14 protein-coding genes are annotated in these 16,913 nt (G+C 67.1%); 9 read left to right on the top strand and 5 right to left on the bottom strand.

Features of this window, described 5'->3' with window-relative positions:
- From ACFP3H_RS09750 to ACFP3H_RS09710, 9 genes are all read left to right on the top strand, one after another.
- A complete protein-coding gene (locus ACFP3H_RS09750; RefSeq protein ID WP_378602791.1) occupies window positions 1-1,905 on the top strand; it encodes a dynamin family protein in 1,905 nt (634 codons plus the stop codon).
- Between the two features lie 183 nt (window positions 1,906-2,088).
- Window positions 2,089-3,609 (top strand): dynamin family protein, encoded by a 1,521-nt coding sequence (locus ACFP3H_RS09745; RefSeq protein WP_378602788.1) that lies wholly within the window; start codon window positions 2,089-2,091, stop codon window positions 3,607-3,609.
- Between the two features lie 174 nt (window positions 3,610-3,783).
- Entirely contained in the window at window positions 3,784-5,490 is a 1,707-nt protein-coding gene (locus ACFP3H_RS09740) for an IniB N-terminal domain-containing protein (RefSeq protein ID WP_378602785.1), read from the top strand.
- Window positions 5,491-5,501: 11 nt separating this feature from the next.
- Window positions 5,502-7,256 (top strand): dynamin family protein, encoded by a 1,755-nt coding sequence (locus ACFP3H_RS09735; RefSeq protein ID WP_378602782.1) that lies wholly within the window; start codon window positions 5,502-5,504, stop codon window positions 7,254-7,256.
- Between the two features lie 291 nt (window positions 7,257-7,547).
- A complete protein-coding gene (gene dnaK / locus ACFP3H_RS09730) occupies window positions 7,548-9,413 on the top strand; it encodes a molecular chaperone DnaK (RefSeq protein ID WP_378602779.1) in 1,866 nt (621 codons plus the stop codon).
- The gene (grpE, locus tag ACFP3H_RS09725) at window positions 9,410-9,964 is read left to right on the top strand and encodes a nucleotide exchange factor GrpE (protein ID WP_378602776.1); all 555 of its coding nucleotides are present in this window, start codon (window positions 9,410-9,412) and stop codon (window positions 9,962-9,964) included. The genes dnaK and grpE overlap by 4 nt, the downstream gene beginning before the upstream one ends.
- An 18-nt stretch (window positions 9,965-9,982) precedes the next feature.
- Complete coding sequence (gene dnaJ / locus ACFP3H_RS09720; RefSeq protein ID WP_378602773.1) at window positions 9,983-11,185, top strand: molecular chaperone DnaJ; 1,203 nt, start codon at window positions 9,983-9,985, stop codon at window positions 11,183-11,185.
- A 53-nt stretch (window positions 11,186-11,238) separates the two neighbouring features.
- Window positions 11,239-11,586, top strand: coding sequence for a heat shock protein transcriptional repressor HspR (locus tag ACFP3H_RS09715; protein ID WP_378603198.1), 348 nt, complete (start codon window positions 11,239-11,241; stop codon window positions 11,584-11,586).
- 604 nt (window positions 11,587-12,190) lie between these two features.
- Window positions 12,191-13,360 (top strand): globin domain-containing protein, encoded by a 1,170-nt coding sequence (locus ACFP3H_RS09710; RefSeq protein WP_378602770.1) that lies wholly within the window; start codon window positions 12,191-12,193, stop codon window positions 13,358-13,360.
- Between the two features lie 408 nt (window positions 13,361-13,768).
- Here the strand turns inward: ACFP3H_RS09710 and ACFP3H_RS09705 are convergent, their stop codons facing one another.
- From ACFP3H_RS09705 to ACFP3H_RS09685, 5 genes are all read right to left on the bottom strand, one after another.
- Window positions 13,769-14,182 (bottom strand): hypothetical protein, encoded by a 414-nt coding sequence (locus ACFP3H_RS09705; RefSeq protein ID WP_378602767.1) that lies wholly within the window; start codon window positions 14,180-14,182, stop codon window positions 13,769-13,771.
- 65 nt (window positions 14,183-14,247) lie between these two features.
- Window positions 14,248-14,424: a hypothetical protein gene (locus ACFP3H_RS09700; protein WP_378602764.1), complete on the bottom strand. Its 177-nt coding sequence runs from the start codon at window positions 14,422-14,424 to the stop codon at window positions 14,248-14,250.
- On the bottom strand, window positions 14,417-15,175 hold the full coding sequence (locus ACFP3H_RS09695; RefSeq protein ID WP_378602761.1) for an FAD-binding oxidoreductase: 759 nt from the start codon (window positions 15,173-15,175) through the stop codon (window positions 14,417-14,419). The genes ACFP3H_RS09700 and ACFP3H_RS09695 overlap by 8 nt, the downstream gene beginning before the upstream one ends.
- A 22-nt stretch (window positions 15,176-15,197) precedes the next feature.
- Entirely contained in the window at window positions 15,198-16,355 is a 1,158-nt protein-coding gene (locus ACFP3H_RS09690; RefSeq protein WP_378602758.1) for a globin domain-containing protein, read from the bottom strand.
- Between the two features lie 146 nt (window positions 16,356-16,501).
- Complete coding sequence (locus tag ACFP3H_RS09685; protein WP_378602755.1) at window positions 16,502-16,867, bottom strand: hypothetical protein; 366 nt, start codon at window positions 16,865-16,867, stop codon at window positions 16,502-16,504.
- Between the last annotated feature and the right edge of the window lie 46 nt (window positions 16,868-16,913).

Raw genomic sequence — 16,913 nt, 5'->3', positions numbered from 1 at the left:
ATGACAACACCAGTGAAGACGACACCGTCGGTAGCGGGCACCCCGCTGCTGACGGTGCTCGGTGACACGATCGAGGCGGCGCGCGCCGCCGACCGCGACGATCTGGTCGCGCGGTTGGAGGCGGTCGCGCAGCGAGTCAACGATCCGCGCAGGCGCATCGTGGTGACCGGTCAGCTCGAGCAGGGCAAGAGCCGTTTCGTCAATGCTCTGCTCGGCTTGGATGTCTGTCGGGTCGGCGACGACCTGACCACGACCATCCCGCTGCAACTCGAGTACGGTCCGGTTCCGCGGGCGGAGTTGGTGCTCACCGCGGCCGGCGCGAACGAGATCCGGGTGGAGGTGCCCTTCGACGAGATCGGCACGATCGACGCCCGCAGCCCGTACGCGCAGGGCAGGCAGATCGCCCGCATCGAGGCCGCGGTGCCGAATCAGTTGCTCAGCGAGGGCATCGTCTTGTTGGACACCCCCGGTGTCGGCGGGCATGCCAGTGCCTATTCGGCGGCGGTGCTGGGCATGGTGCCCGCCGCGGACGCGGTGCTCATGCTCTCCGACGCTTCGACCGAGTTGACCGAACCGGAGCTGTCGTTCCTGCGTCAGGTGCGTGAGCTGTGCCCGACGGTGGCGGTGTTGATCACCAAGATCGACATGTACCCGCATTGGCGTCAGGTCGCCGAGGCCGATCGCGCGCATATCGCGCGGGCCGGGCTCGAGGTGCCGATGATCCCGGTGTCGTCGCTGCTGCGGGCGCACGCCCTGCGCTCGAACAATCCGCAGCTGGGTCGCGAGTCGGGGTTCGGCGCGCTGTTCGGTTTCCTGAAGGAACAGGTCGTGGCCCGCGATCAGGTCTCGGCGCAGGCGGCGGTGGCGCGGGAACTGCATTCGGCGGCCGAGCACCTCGCCCTGGTGCTGGGCAGCGAGTTGGTGGCGCTGAGCGATCCGCAACGTTCCGACGCGGCGATCAGGGAGCTCACCTCGGCCCGCACCGCCGCCGAGGATCTGCGCCGCAATTCCGGTTACTGGCAGCAGACGCTGTCGGACGGCATCACCGACCTGATGAGCGATATCGACCACGACCTGCGTGAACGCTTGCGCGCGGTCGCGCACACGGCGGAGGACTGGATCGACGAGCACGATCCGAGCAGGCACTGGCAGGCCATCGCCGAATGGCTCACCGGCACCGTGGACACCGCCCTGGGCGACAACCTCCTGTGGACCCACACCAGAGCCGAGACCCTGGCCGAACAGGTGGCCGAGCACTTCGGCCAGGCCAGCGCCGTGGACCTGCCCGATGTCGACAACGCGATGGATTCGGAAGGCAAGGGCGCCGCGGCGGGCACCCTGGTCGGTCTGGAGCCCGATATCAGTGTGACCAGCAAGGTGTTGGTCGGTCTTCGCGGTTCCTACGGTGGCGTGCTGATGGTGGGTCTCGCCTCCACGCTGGCCGGCCTCGCCCTGCTGAACCCGCTCTCGATCGGCGCCGGTGTGCTGGTGGGCGGTAAGGCCTACAAGGACGACAAGCAGCAGCGGCTGGCTCGCAAGCGGATCGAGGCCAAGGCCGCGGTGCGCCGTTTCGTCGACGACGTGGCGTTCCAGGCGGGTAAGGAGACCAAGGACCGGATGCACCGCATCCACCGGGCGCTGCGCGATCACTACACCGGTGTCGCCGACCGCACGGTGCGCTCGATCGACGCGTCGTTGCGGGCCGCGCAGGAAGCCGCCAACAGTGCGGTGACGGATCGTTCCGACCGGCGCGGCGAGCTCGAGCACCAGCTGGTGCGGGTGGCCGAACTGCGTCGCTACGCCGACGGGATGCTCGAGCTGGAGGGTCCGGCGAGTCGGCAGCGTTCGTACATGCCGCCCTCGGCGGGTGTCCGTCCGGTCTCGGTCGACGAGAAGGCCAAGTGAGCCGCGCACCGCGCGCCGAATCAGTCGGAGGGTGTGTTTAAGTGAATAGATGAAGTCGGCCGCGTGGACGGCCTCTCGTACCGAGAAGGCCGCGCGAAGATGAGGCATCACGCGGACACCCCTGTCTCGGGAAGCGGGGGAGCCCAGGGCGACCCCACGCCTGTCACCGGTGCGAACGGCAGTGTGGTTCGCCCGACCGCGTCGGTGGCCGAGAGCCTGTCCGAGGCGGGCCGGCTGGTGGCGTCGGCGGGTCGCGCGCTCGGGCACGACCCGCTGGCCCGAAGCCTGCTGGCCGATTGCGCCGACCGTTTGCGCCAGCCCCTGCGGGTGGCGCTGGCCGGTTCCATCAAGGCGGGCAAGTCGACGCTGCTCAACGCCCTGGTCGGGCAGGCCATCGCTCCCACCGACGCGACCGAGTGCACCCGCGTGGTGACCTGGTACCGCACCGGCGCGACCCCGATGGTCACCGCGTACGCGGCCAACGGCGCCTCGGCCAATGTGGTGGTGCGGCGCGGCGCCGGCTCGCACGGACTCACCTTCGAGATGAACAGCCTGCGCTGGAACCCCAGGGGCGACCACCTGGTCGACCACCTCGAAGTCCGTTGGCCCACCGCCGAACTCTCGCGTACCACCATCATCGACACCCCCGGTACCTCGTCTCTCTCGCGTGATGTTTCCGAGCGCACCATGCGCTTGCTGACCCCCGCCGACATCGACGCCGACGCGTTGACCATCCCCGGCGCGGACGCCGTGGTGTATCTGTTGCGGCGCCTCGACGCCACCGACGTGCACTTTCTCGAAGAACTGGGTTCCGGTGGCCAATCCGGACATCTGGGCGTGGTCGGGGTCGTGTCCCGCGCCGACGAGATCAGCGCGGGCCGTATCGATGCCCTCGATTCCGCCCGTGATGTCGCGTCCCGATTCGCCACCGAACTCGAACGAACCGGCCTGTGTCAGGCCGTCATCCCGGTGGCCGGCCTGCTGGCTTTCGCCGCGGCGACCCTGACCCAACCCGAATTCGCGGCGTTCGCCGCGTTGGCCGCCCTCCCACCCGAAACCCTGGAACTGGCCATGCTCTCGGCCGACCGGTTCTCCCGCCCCGACATCGATCTGCCGGTCTCACCCCTGACCCGCGCCCAACTCCTCGACCGGTTCGGCATGTTCGGCGTGCGCATGGCCACCGAACTCGTCCGCACCGGCGTTCGCGACGCCACCGCGCTGGCCGCCGAACTGACGGCCCGCAGCGGCATCGACGACCTGCGCACCGTCCTCGATGTCCAATTCGGCCAGCGCGCCGACCAACTCAAGGCGCACTCGGCCCTCACCACGCTCGACCGGGTCATCTCCGCCCACCCCGGTACCGCGGCCGATCAACTCCTCCCACGGATCCGCACCCTGCTCGCCGATGTGCACGGCTTCGCCGAACTACGCCTGCTCGGTCGGCTCCGTACCGACGAGCTTCCCCTGCCGCCCGATGATCTCGCCGAACTGTTCCGCCTGGTCGGCGGTGCCGGCGTGGCTCCCCATGTGCGCCTCGGCCTCCCCTCGGACACCGACCCCGAAACCCTGCGCACTCACGCGATCGCCGCGGCCCACAAGTGGCTCACCCGCTCGCGTCATCCCCTGATCGACAAGGCCACCGCCACCGCGTGTCTGACCGCGGTTCGCAGTGCCGAGGGAGCACTCACTCAGTTACCGAGCTGAGTGTCCCCGTTACCTTTTCGATTCCCGCTCGAGCTTACTCGGATACACGCGTAACGAAAAGGTCCCGGATGCGGAATATCCTTCCGAAGACTCGCTAGTCCACGCGTGAAAAGCACCCACCGACAGCCGAGCACGGATCCGGTCCGCACCCGTGATCCGAAGGAGCCGAGCCCCATGAACCCGACCACGATTCTCGACTTCATCCTCAATCTGCTGCGCGATCCCCAAGCCGCAGCAAACTATTGCGCCAACCCCGTCCAGGCCCTCTGCGATGCCCATCTCTCGGCTACCCCCGCTGAAATCAGCGCCGCGGCCCCCACGATCGCCGCCACCCTTCGCCCGGACCCCAACAACCCCGTGCACGCGATCGTCGCCGCGGGCACCGCCGCGACCGCCGCGGGCGCTGCCACGACCTTCGCGGGCACCGCCACGGCTGTCGCCGCGTCCGATGTCGATCTCGGCACCGGTCTCACGGCCGATATCGCCACCGATCTCGGCACCGCGATGACCAGCTCGACCGGCCTGACCACGTACCTCAGCGGTGCGTCGGACATCAGTATGAACGGGGGCACCGACATGTTTGCCGCCGCGACGTCCTCGCTCACCGGTCTGGCCGCATCGACCGCCCAGATCGGCCTGAGCGCGCTCGCCGACGCGGACGCCGACCTCACCGGAATCGCCACCGCGAACGCCGATCTCGGCGCCCAGATCGCCGCGGGCCTGACCGCGGGCGCGGGCGCGACCCTCGGCGCGGCCTTCCAAGCAGCCACCGTCACCGGCCTGGAAACCTCCCTGAACTCCGCCTTCGCCACCGACGTGAACCTGGCCCCCTCCTTCGTCGGCGCCGTCGACGCGAGCACCGCCCTGGGCGCGACCACCACCGTCGACACCGTCCTGGCCACCACGACCGCCCTCACCACCTCTCTCGCCGCCCCCACCGGCCTGTCCACCAGCCTCGGTACCTCAGCCGGCACCGCCGTCCACACCGCCACCGACCTCGGCACGACGGTAGGGACCACCCTCGGCACGACGGTAGGAACCACCCTCGGCGCGACTGCGGGAACGGCCGTCCACACCGTCACTGACCTGGGCACATCAGTGGGCGCAGGCGTCCACTCTGCCGCCGACTTGGGCGCCTCAGCGGGAACCGCTGTCAACACTGCTGCCAACCTGGGCGCCTCAGCGGGAACAGCCGTCCACACTGCTGCCAACCTGGGCGCCTCAGCGGGAACAGCCGTCCACACGGCCACCGACCTGGGCACATCAGTGGGCGCGGGCCTCCACACCGCCACCAACCTGGGTGCCTCAGCGGGAACCGCTGTGAACACCGCCGCCGACCTGGGCGTCTCAGCAGGAACTGCTGTCCACACCGCCGCCGACCTGGGCGTCTCAGCAGGAACCGCTGTCAACACCGCCACCAACCTGGGTGCATCAGCGGGAACCGCTGTGAACACGGCCTCTGACCTGGGCACCTCAGCGGGAACAACCGTCCACACCGCCACCGACATCGCCGCCTCAGCAGGCGCAGGCGTCCAATCGGCCGCCGACCTCACCGCCACCACCGCCACCCTCGGCACAACAGCCGGAACCGCCGTCCACACCGCCACCGACCTCGGCGCAACCACCAGCACCACAGTCGAATCCACCACCACAGCCACCACCGGCATCCACACCGCCACCACCGTCGAACCCACCCCCCACTTCGACGCCCCCACAACCCCTTCGGCAAACGTCCACGCCGACACCTGGTCCGCCGTGGACGTCGACAGCGCCTTCGGCCCCGCCCTGCACGAGTCCTCTCTCACCGGCGACTCCGGCCTGCTCGTAGGTTCCCTCGCCCCCGATCAACCCTTCGAAACCCCCGACGAACTCTTCCACTAGTCGGTCCCCCGATGGACCCTCTGCTGTCGCTCCTGGACGACACCGTCGCGGCCGCCCGCTCCACCGGCCGCGACGATCTCGTCGCCCGTCTGCACACCGCCGCTGCCCGCCTGCGTGATCCGCGCAGGCGTGTCATCGTGGCGGGCCATCCTTCCCAGGGCAAGAGCCGTTTCGTCAATGCCCTGTTGAACGCGCACCTGTGCCCGGTCGGCGACGAGGCCACCACGACGATCCCGTGGCAGTTGTCCTTTGCCGAGCAGCCGCGAGCCGAAACTGTCACGGTCACACCGGAGGCGGGGGAGTCGCGCGCGGAGTTCCCGTTCGAGGCGCGCGAGTCCCATTCTCCGCCCAGGTCCGTCTCCCGCATCGACCTGCATGTCCCCAACGACCTGCTGGCCGACGGCATCGTCATCGTCGATACTCCCGGCATCGGCGCCCGTGCGACGGCGGGCGCCCGCGCCATCCTGGAAATGCTGCCCACCGCGGACGCGGTCGTGATGGTCACCGACGCTTCGACCGAGCTCACCGCCCCGGAGCTCGACTTCCTGCGCCAACTGACCGAATACGGCACCCCCACAGCGGTATTGCTGTCCAAGACCGACCTCTACCCTCACTGGCGTCAGGTCTTCGACGCCGACCGCGATCACCTGCGCGCGGCCCACCTCGACCTGCCGCTGCTGCCGGTCTCGGCCCTGCTCAGAGCCCATGCCCTGCGTCTCCAGGACCCGCAACTCGGCGCCGAATCCGGCTACGGCGAGGTCTATCAGTTCCTGCGCGAGGTCGTCGCCCGCGGCATCGCGGCGGCGCGCGAATCGGTCTCGCGCGAAATTGCGTCGGCGACAGAACATCTCACCCTCGCCCTGGGCAGCGAACTGAAGGCCCTGCGCGACCCGCGCCATGCCGCCGCCACCATCGCCGAACTCGAGTCCGCGAAATCGGCCGCCCAGCAACTGCATCGCCGCACGGCGGCCTGGCAGCAGACTCTCGCCGACGGCATCACCGATCTCGCGGGCGATGTCGACCACGACCTGCGCGAACGCCTGCGCTCCATCAGCCGCACCGGCGAGGAATGGATCGACGACCACGATCCGGGCCGCCATTGGCAGGCCATCGCCGAATGGCTCACCGGCACCGTCGACACCGCCCTCGGCGACAATTTCCTGTGGGCGCACACCGGCGCCGAGGCTCTCGCTGAACGGGTGGCCGAGCATTTCCGCGAACTCGGTGCCACTGATCTGCCCGATCTCACCCTCGAATCCGTCGAGTACGCGGGCACTCTGGCCGAGCTAGAGCCCGATATCAGCGCGATCTCCAAGGTCCTGGTCGGTATGCGCGGTTCCTACGGCGGTGTCCTGATGGTCGGTCTGGCGACGACGTTCGCGGGTTTGGCCATGCTGAATCCGTTGTCGATCGGCGCCGGAATCCTGGTCGGCGGCAAGGCCTATCGCGATGACAAGCAGGCCCGCCTGACCCGCCGCCGTGGCGAGGCGAAGGCGGCTGTGCGTCGCTTCCTCGACGACATCGCCTTCCAGGCGGGCAAGGACGCCAAGGACCGCATGCACCACATCCACCGCGCTCTGCGCGACCATTACGCCGGTGTCGCCGAGCGCGCGCTGCGTTCGATCGACGAGTCCCTGACCGCCGCGCAGCACGCCGCGAGCACCCATGCCGCCCACCGGGATCAGCGTTCCGCTGTCGTGGAGCACCAACTCTCGACCCTGGCCGCCCTGCGTCATCAGTCTGGCCTCGTCGCCGCCCCGGTGTGATCTCCCTAACACAGCCGCGACCCTGTGTCACAGCTCCCTCCGGCATCGACGCAGGTCAAACCAGTCGAGATCTCCGGACCGTCACGATCACGCATCAGGGGCTGACGTTGAGCGCGCCCGTGGCAAGAATGGCGGGGGAATGTATGTCCGTAGCTGCTGGTTGTGCCGATCAACAACATTGAGCGACCCTGACTCAACTTCGGGTTGACTCGCGGTGGATCTCGAGGGCAAGATTGAGCCCACCACGCTCAGCGTTGCTGTAACTCGAACGTCAAACAGGAGGAAACCACTATGGCTCGTGCGGTCGGAATCGACCTCGGGACCACGAACTCCGTCGTCGCCGTACTCGAAGGCGGCGAGCCGGTCGTTGTCGCGAACTCCGAAGGCTCGCGCACCACCCCCTCGGTCGTCGCTTTCGCGAAGAACGGCGAGGTTCTCGTCGGTCAGCCCGCGAAGAACCAGGCGGTCACCAACGTCGACCGCACCATCCGCTCGGTCAAGCGCCACATCGGCACCGACTGGAACGTCGAGATCGACGACAAGAAGTACACCCCGCAGGAGATCTCCGCGCGCACGCTGATGAAGCTCAAGCGCGACGCCGAGGCCTACCTGGGCGAGGAGATCACCGACGCCGTGATCACCGTCCCGGCCTACTTCGAAGACGCGCAGCGTCAGGCCACCAAGGAAGCCGGCCAGATCGCCGGTCTGAACGTGCTGCGCATCGTCAACGAGCCCACCGCGGCCGCGCTGGCGTACGGCCTGGACAAGGGCGACAAAGAGCAGACCATCCTGGTCTTCGACCTCGGTGGCGGCACCTTCGACGTCTCGCTGCTGGAAATCGGCGAGGGCGTCGTCGAGGTCCGCGCCACTTCCGGCGACAACCACCTCGGTGGCGACGACTGGGACGAGCGCATCGTCACCTGGCTGGTCGACAAGTTCAAGGCGTCCTCGGGCATCGACCTGACCAAGGACAAGATGGCCATGCAGCGTCTGCGCGAGGCCGCCGAGAAGGCGAAGATCGAGCTGTCCTCGAGCCAGAGCACCTCGATCAACCTGCCCTACATCACCGTCGACGCGGACAAGAACCCGCTGTTCCTCGACGAACAGCTGACCCGCTCGGAGTTCCAGAAGATCACCTCCGATCTGCTGGATCGCACCCGCGCGCCGTTCCAGTCCGTGATCAAGGATTCGGGCCTGAACGTGGCCGATATCGACCACGTCGTGCTCGTCGGTGGTTCCACCCGTATGCCCGCTGTCTCGGACCTGGTCAAGGAACTGACCGGCGGCCGTGAGCCCAACAAGGGCGTGAACCCGGACGAGGTCGTCGCCGTCGGCGCCGCGCTGCAGGCCGGTGTCCTCAAGGGCGAGGTCAAGGACGTGCTGCTCCTCGACGTCACCCCGCTGAGCCTCGGTATCGAGACCAAGGGTGGCGTGATGACCAAGCTCATCGAGCGCAACACCACCATCCCGACCAAGCGCTCGGAAACCTTCACCACCGCCGACGACAACCAGCCGTCGGTGCAGATCCAGGTGTTCCAGGGTGAGCGCGAGATCGCCTCGCACAACAAGCTGCTGGGCTCCTTCGAGCTCACCGGCCTGCCCCCGGCCCCGCGCGGCGTGCCGCAGATCGAGGTCACCTTCGACATCGACGCGAACGGCATCGTGCACGTCACCGCGAAGGACAAGGGCACCGGCAAGGAGAACAAGATCAAGATCCAGGACGGCTCCGGTCTGTCCAAGGAGGAGATCGACCGCATGGTCGCCGACGCCGAGGCGCACGCCGCCGACGACAAGGCGCGCCGTGAGGAGGCCGAGACCCGCAACCAGGCCGAGTCGCTGGTGCACCAGACCGAGAAGTTCATCAACGAGCAGAAGCTGAGCGAGGGCGGCGCGCAGGTGTCGGCCGATCAGCTGGCGAAGGTGGAGTCCGCGGTCGCCGAGGCGAAGGCCGCGCTGGACGGCACCGATATCTCCGCGGTGAAGTCGGCCGTGGAGAAGCTGGCCACCGAGTCGCAGGCTCTCGGCCAGGCGATCTACGAGGCCACCGCCGCCGCCGACGCGCAGTCGGGCAACGGCGCGGGTCCGAGCCAGGCCGATGACGATCAGGTCGTCGACGCCGAGGTCGTGGACGAGCCGGTCGACACGGACAAGAAGTGACCGAGGCGAACTCCTCCGAGCAGGAGTTGATCGCCGACATCGTCGAGGACACGGAGGCCGCTGCGGCGGACTCCGCCCCCGTCGATGTCGCGCCGGAAAGCGATGAGCTGGCCGAGCGCACCGCCGACCTGCAGCGGTTGACCGCGGAATACGCGAACTACCGCCGCCGCGTCGAGCGCGACCGGCAGGCCAATATCGATGCCGCCAAGGCGTCGGTGGTCACCGAATTGCTCGCGGTCCTCGATGATCTGGACCGGGCGCGGGCGCACGGCGACCTGGAGACCGGTCCGCTGAAGTCGGTCGCCGACAAGCTCGAGACCGCGCTCACCAAGCAGGGTCTGGTCGAGTTCGGCGCCGTCGGTGACCCGTTCGACCCCACGTTGCACGAGGCCGTGCAGCATGAGGGTTCGGGCGCCGATCCGGTGATCGGGCTGGTCATGCGCAAGGGTTATCGGTTCGGCGACCGCGTGCTTCGGCACGCGCTGGTCGGGGTGACCGACGCCGAGACCGCGGGGGCATCGGACGCAGATGCCGACGCGAACGAGCAGTAGGAAAGGAGGAGATGCCCGGTGAGCCAACGGGAGTGGATCGAAAAGGACTTCTACAAGGAGCTGGGTGTCTCCTCCGGCGCCTCGCAGGACGAGATCAAGAAGGCCTACCGCAAGCTGGCGCGTGACCTGCATCCGGATTCCAACCCGGGTGACACCAAGGCCGAGGAGCGGTTCAAGGCCGTCAGTGAGGCCAACGCCGTGCTGTCGGACCCGGCCAAGCGCAAGGAGTACGACGAGACGCGTCGCATGTTCGCCGGTGGCGGCGGGCGTGGGCGCGGCTACGGCGGCGGTGGCGGGTTCACCCCCGGTGCCGGTGCCGGTGGTGGTTTCTCGCAGGACTTCAATATCGGTGACATCTTCGGTCAGGCCGGTGGCGCGGGCGCTGCCGGGGACGGCGGGCTCGGCGATCTGCTGGGTGGGCTGTTCAACCGGGGTGGCGGCGGCCGGGCGGCGACCCGGCCGCGGCGCGGCGCCGATGTGGAGACCGAGACGACGCTGGGTTTCCGGGAGGCCGCCCAGGGCGTCACTGTTCCGCTGCGGATGACCAGCCCGTCGCCGTGTACGACCTGCCACGGCAGCGGTGCCAAGCCGGGCACCAGTCCGCGCGTGTGTCCGCACTGCAACGGTGCGGGCGTGGTCAGCCGTAATCAGGGCGCGTTCGGGTTCAGTGAGCCTTGCGACGACTGCCGCGGTACGGGTTCGATCATCGACGATCCGTGTTCGGATTGCTCGGGGACCGGTATCCAGAACCGCACCCGCACCATCACCGTGCGGATTCCGCCCGGTGTCAGTGACGGTCAGAAGATCCGGCTGGCCGGTCAGGGCGAGGCGGGCCTTCGTGGCGCGCCGTCGGGCGATCTGTATGTGACCGTGCATGTCAGTCAGGACAAGGTGTTCGGCCGTCAGGGCGACGACCTCACCCTGGTGCTGCCGGTGAGCTACAGCGAACTGGTGCTCGGGACCACCGTGTCGGTGCCGACGCTGGACGGTCGGGTCGGGGTGAAGGTGCCCGCGGGGACCGCCGACGGTCGCATCCTGCGGGTGCGTGGTCGCGGGGTGCCCAAGCGTGGTGCCGCCGGTGGTGCCGGTGATCTGTTGGTCACGGTGAAGGTCGCGGTGCCGCAGTCGCTCGATTCCGATGCCACCGATGCGCTCAAGCGGTATCAGGAGGCGGAGAAGGCCAGCGGTTTCGAGCCGCGGGCCGGCTGGGCCGGTGCGTAGTGTCCGATGATCCGAAGTCCGTTTCGGGTGCGGCCGCGCGTGCCGAGTATTTCATGATCTCGGTGGCGGCCCAGCTGGCCGGTATGCACGCGCAGACGTTGCGTACCTATGACCGGCTGGGTCTGGTCACCCCGCAACGGACTTCGGGTGGCGGTCGGCGTTACTCGGCTCGCGATGTCGAGGTGCTGCGCGAGGTGCAGCGGCTGTCGCAGGACGAGGGCGTCAATCTCGCCGGGATCAAGCGCATCATCGAACTCACCAATCAGGTGGAGGCGTTGCAGCAGCGCGTCGAGGAGATGAGCGCGGAGTTGGAGCGGTTGCGGGCCGGCTATCGGCCGGATCTGTCGCCGCCGCAGCGCAGTACCGCGCTGGTGGTGTGGCAGCCGCGTAACCGTCGTTGACACCAGCGGGCCTCCGGTTCTCGACCATTTCGGTGGGTGGGAGCCGGGGGCCGTTGTCGTTCCGGGCAATCTCGGGCGACTCGCTGGTGACTCTCCAGCAACTCACTTATTCGCGATGTTGCCGGCTCGATGTTGCCGCGCAGGGCGTTGAGGTGGCGAAATATCGCTGACGAGCTCGAAAAGTTTGCTGGGTGGACGCTGAATTCGCCCTGGACGGCGCGTAATTCGGCGCTGTCGGTCAGCCACTCCGAGATTGCTGCCCCGCGTGTCACGGCACGGCGCGTCGGATTGTGGCGGCGGTGCGCCGTAGCGGAGGAGTCGCTCTACCAGCTGCGATAGCACCGAAATGGGTGTTATGCCAGGAACTTTCGAGGTACGTGAGGCACTGTTCACCGTCAATTAACGATCTGTAGGTATGTTTTGGTGAGGCAATCATGAGTCGCACCTTGTTTTTCGAGAATTACACGCGTGATGTTTAAGAGTACGATTCCGAAGCTGGCAAACCTCGCCTAGACTTCTCGCATCGGCTGCTGACGAGTGTTTTCCCAGCCCGTCACTCGCCGGCGCGGCTAGCGTTCGATGGCGAAACGAGGTTGTGACACATATGGATTCGCGGACTGTCGCTTTGATCCGTACTACGTTCAAGGCGGTTGCTGCGGAAGACGGTGGAACCGAGAAGCTGTCGAGGTCGTTCTATTCGATCCTCTTCACCGACTATCCCGGTGTCCGCGACTACTTCCCAGCCGCCATGGACTCCCAGCGTGATCGACTCGTCAAAGCGATCTCCTACACCCTCGACCGGCTCGAGGAGCCCGACAAGCTCCTGCCGTTCCTGGCCCAGCTCGGGCGCGACCACCGCAAGTACGGCGTGCAACCGGCTCACTATGTGGCCGTGGCCAACTCGCTCAAGACCGCGATCCGCGAGTTCGCGGGCACCGAGATGTGGACCGACGAGGTCGCCAACGCCTGGGACGAGGGCCTGGCCACCATCAGCGGCGCGATGATCGCCGCCGCCGACAAGGAGGTCACGCCCGCGGCGTGGTCGGGCACCGTCGTCGAATGCCGCGAGGTGCTGCGCAACCTGTCGATCATCCGCGTCCAACTCGACCAGCCGATGCAGTACGCCGCGGGCCAGTACCTCAGCGTCGAGGTCCCCTCACGCCCCCGCATGTGGCGCTACCTCTCGCCCGCGAATCCGTCGAATGCCAACGGCGAGATCGAGTTCCACATCCGCAGTGTGCTCGGCGGGTGGGTGAGTCCGGCGATGGTCGCGCACACCGCCGTCGGCGACAAGTGGCGGCTGGGTTCGCCTCTCGGCGGTCTCGGCGTTCCCCGCAACACCAAACGCAAGATGCTGATGGTCGGCTGCGGCACCGGCATCGCCCCCCTGCGCGCCCAGATCATGGCGATGGCCCAGCGCCGCGTCAACCCGAAGGTCCACCTGTTCGTCGGCGGTCACCACCCGTGCGACCTCTACGACCTCCAGGTCCTGAGCCAGCTCGCCGTCGCCAACAAATGGCTCACCGTCACCCCCGTCACCGAGAGCGACGAAAACCCATGGTGGTACGTCGATTCCGACAACCCCCACCCCGACCTACCCGGCCTCGAACCCCGCATGACCGGCCAGATCGGCAAGGTGGTCGCCAGCTACGGCCCCTGGTCCGACCGCGACGTCCAAATAGTCGGCTCCCCCTCCATGGTCCAAACCACCAAGTTCCGCCTCATGGCAGCAGGCACCCAAGCCCAATCGATCCGCCACGATCCATTGTTCTGAGAGTCAGCCGACCAGTCAGCGATCGCGTCGTCGTACAGGATGCTCGGCACGATGGCACGGAACTCGGCGAGGAACGCTCGCGAGTTCGCCTGTCTCGCGGGGTCGGTCTGACCGGCGACCTGGTGAGGTATTCCGCGATCACTACGATCGTCACAGCGACATTGTCGTTGTCACTGATGATGCCGGTCAGGTCGACCGTGCCGCGATCACTGGCGACCAGCACCCCGGTATCGAGGATCAGCTTCGCCACGGGGCGCTGTCTTCCTCGAAGCTCGCATACTGATCGATCGTGGCGACGGCAGCCTCGAACTCGTCGTCCAGCCCGATCTTCCCCGACCACTTACGGGCCACCCGCGCGGATCTCCTTCATGCGACCAGGCTATTAATCGGATAACCCGATCTCACGGCCTACTTTTCCCTGTTAGGAAATCGCAGGACTATCAAGTCGTCGAGACCCGCCACGGCATTCTCGGAAAGATGTCCTCGTATGGATTCTGCGATATCCATAATCGGCTGTTCGCCACTGGCATCCAATTCGCACAATCGGTATGCAATATAGTCCGCATCTGGGTCATCACGTCTCCGTCCGAGAACGTCGAGCACAGCCGCAAGCCCCGCATCTCCTCCGTGGCGGACGAGCGCTTCTGCTGCATCGACCTCCATCGTGACGATGTCGTCGTCCAGCATTTCAACAAGCCTAGCTCTAGCCTCCGGCTCGCTGATCATCAGGCCAAGGTCTGGGATCGCATTCACTCGCGTCGATCCATCCTCGCTACGTGACCTTGTCAGTGCATCGTCCAAGCGGGAAATATGCGTGCTCATGGAATCTCCTCTGCTAGCGGTGACCCCGGCTCGCCACTCCGTGTGCGCTTCGTTGTAGGCGGCGGCTACGGCTCCCGACCAGTTGTCATCGACTTCTTCGCCTTGGCGTCGAGCGCGGTCAGTACGTCGGCAACGGCTGTCAGGTATCCCCGTATCCGTGCGGGTGTGTCGTCAGCCATCAAACGGCGGGTGAACTGCGTCGCTTCGTAGTGGCGCTTCTTCAGGACGCAGCTTTCAGGCACCTTCGGCGATGATATTCGTCGCGGGAGTTCCTGATTCGATCAGGCGGTCGACCGTGGTGCGCACCATCGCGGGCGAACCACACACCAGCACTTGATGTTTGGTGAACGGCCCGTGTGCGGCGGCCACGTCGGCAAGCGTCCCGTGCAGCATTTCCGCGGGCCCGAAGCCGATATCCGAGCGGGTCTGCTCGTGCCATTCATCCCGCACCGCAGGATCATCCGGATTCTCGATAACCGGAATCACTGAAAGCCAAGGCAATTCGCCTGCCAGCAGGAACAGCATGTCGTTGGCGTAGAGATCACGTGGCGAGCGCCCACCGACGAAAAGATAGGTGCGCGGGGGTGTCTCCCGCCGCGCCAGGTCCAGAATCTGCGCGCGCATCGGCGCCAGCCCCGTACCCCCGGCGATCATCACCAGCTCCACCGCATCGGGATCAACCGCGAAAACCCCATGGGGAGCATTGATTCGCCACTGATCACCCGGTTTGGTGTCGGCGACGATAGAACTCGAGCACCACCCCCCTGGCACCGTCCGCACATGGAATTCGAGCTTGCCGTCCAGCGATGGCGGCAGTGCGGGCGACAGGCGCCGCCGCACCCCGGGATGCTGGGGTACCTCCACCTGTACCGACCCGCCCGCCTCGAACGGCACGAAGTCGCCGATCAGTCGGATCACGGCCAGGTCGTTGCGCAGGCGGTGGTGGCCGACGACGGTCGCCGTCCAGGCGGGATCGGGAAACTCGGTGCTCATCGGCCTCTTTCGCGCAGCGGGTTCAGACAGGGTCGGCGGCGATGATCTCACTCGGTGTGCCCGCGCGCAGCAGTGCGCGGCGGGTGTCGGCGATCATCGACGGCGATCCGGCGATCTGGATCTGTCGGTCCGACCACGCACCGAAACTGGTCACCACCGCTCCCAGATTACCGACGAGCCGGCGCGGCATCCCCATCGGCTGTTGGGTCGAATCCTGGGGATACCACCAGGGATCGGTGTGTTCGGAGCACACCGGCACCACGGTCAACCACGGGTTCGACTGCGAGAGCTGCCACATGTTGCCCAGGTCGTAGAGGTCGCCCGGGTAGCGTCCGCCGAGGAAGAAGTGCACGCGCGGATTGATTCCGCGCTGACTCATCTCGATCAGCTGCGCCCGCAACGGCGCGATCCCGGTTCCCGACCCGATCATCAGCACGTCGCGTCCCGATTCCCGGTCCACGTGCAGCCCACCGAGCGGCCCCGCGATCTTCCACCGATCCCCGACCTTGGTGTCGTTGACGATCGCCGGACTCACCCACCCGCCGCTGATCCGCCGCACATGGAATTCGACTTCGCCGTACGGGTTGGCCGGGATGGCGGGGGAGAGGTAGCGCCACATATTGGGACGTTGCGGCACCGCGACCGGCAGGTACTGCCCGGCTTTGAACGGTATCGGCCCGTCGGCCTGCAGTCGCACGATCGCGAGGTCGTCGAGCACCCGCCGATGCCCCACCACGGTCGCGTCCCAGTACGGCTGGGAGGTGTCCTCGTTGGCCCCGATCGCCATCGACGCCGAGATCAGCAGCGTGACATCGCGCCAGCCCTCGTCGAGTTCCCTGGTCCACCGGTTGCCGTGATAGGTGCGCAACGCCGCGAGCAGCGCGCGTCCCGCGATGTCGTAGTGGTCGGCTTCGACCCCGTACTTGCGGTGGTCGCGAGCGAGTTGCTCGAGGAATCGTTGCGCGCGCTCGAAGTCCTCGAGATGGTCGAGCACGAACTGCACCGCGGTGGTGATCCGCTTGGCCTGCATGTCCAGGGCGGGCGGGAACAGCTCACGCAGCCGAGGATCCTGGGCGAACAGGTGACCGTAGAAAGCGCTGATCAGCCGCTCGGACCCACCGGGCGTCTCCCACACCCCGCGGAAATCGGCGCGGACCAGCGCAAGCGAACGCGCATCCACGTCGTCGGACTCCGTTTCTCTCCAATTGCTGCGATGTGGCCCCGTCCTGCGACGGAGCCCACCCCAGTATCCCCCGAAACGGCCGTCTGGGTGCAGGGATGCTCGTCACGCCCTTTCCCCGACTACCGCAACGTCAAACCTCTCTCTCAGCCGACCACTTTCTGCACCGCCGCCTGCCGCGCCGCCTCGTCGACCTCGCCGATCTCGAACCCCTTGCCCACGATGTGCTGCACCAGCGCGGGCTCGGGCGGCAACCCGTACTTGCGCAGGTAGTACGGCACCGCACCCGGCCACACGTACACCCCGTCGGTGTGGAAGTTCATCGGCACCGATCGCGCACTCGGATCGAAGTCGTCGGCGTCGTAGCTGCGCGCGCTCAAGATCACCGGCGCCTGCTCGAGGTAGGCCAACACCTGCTCCTGAATATCGGAGTTCACCGCCGGCCGGTTCACCACCGGTTTGCCCTCGGGACTACGCCCGTCGAACGGCACCGAAAGTCGAAGTTCGCTCATGCTCGGACAACCTACGCGCTCCCCTTTTCGAGTCGCACGCCCGTGC

Origin of the sequence: Nocardia lasii, from assembly GCF_042658545.1 — a bacterium.
Lineage (GTDB): Bacteria > Actinomycetota > Actinomycetes > Mycobacteriales > Mycobacteriaceae > Nocardia > Nocardia lasii.
Note: the sequence above shows the minus strand (reverse complement) of the source record. Positions and strands in the feature narration are given on the sequence as shown.

What these genes read in the sequence shown, in the direction of transcription:
- ACFP3H_RS09740 (WP_378602785.1), top strand. Translation starts at nt 3,784, where the DNA reads ATGAACCCGACCACGATTCTCGACTTCATCCTCAATCTGCTGCGCGAT.
- ACFP3H_RS09705 (WP_378602767.1), bottom strand. Translation starts at nt 14,182, where the DNA reads ATGAGCACGCATATTTCCCGCTTGGACGATGCACTGACAAGGTCACGT.
- ACFP3H_RS09710 (WP_378602770.1), top strand. Translation starts at nt 12,191, where the DNA reads ATGGATTCGCGGACTGTCGCTTTGATCCGTACTACGTTCAAGGCGGTT.
- ACFP3H_RS09695 (WP_378602761.1), bottom strand. Translation starts at nt 15,175, where the DNA reads ATGAGCACCGAGTTTCCCGATCCCGCCTGGACGGCGACCGTCGTCGGC.
- ACFP3H_RS09735 (WP_378602782.1), top strand. Translation starts at nt 5,502, where the DNA reads ATGGACCCTCTGCTGTCGCTCCTGGACGACACCGTCGCGGCCGCCCGC.
- dnaK (WP_378602779.1), top strand. Translation starts at nt 7,548, where the DNA reads ATGGCTCGTGCGGTCGGAATCGACCTCGGGACCACGAACTCCGTCGTC.
- ACFP3H_RS09685 (WP_378602755.1), bottom strand. Translation starts at nt 16,867, where the DNA reads ATGAGCGAACTTCGACTTTCGGTGCCGTTCGACGGGCGTAGTCCCGAG.
- ACFP3H_RS09750 (WP_378602791.1), top strand. Translation starts at nt 1, where the DNA reads ATGACAACACCAGTGAAGACGACACCGTCGGTAGCGGGCACCCCGCTG.
- ACFP3H_RS09715 (WP_378603198.1), top strand. Translation starts at nt 11,239, where the DNA reads ATGATCTCGGTGGCGGCCCAGCTGGCCGGTATGCACGCGCAGACGTTG.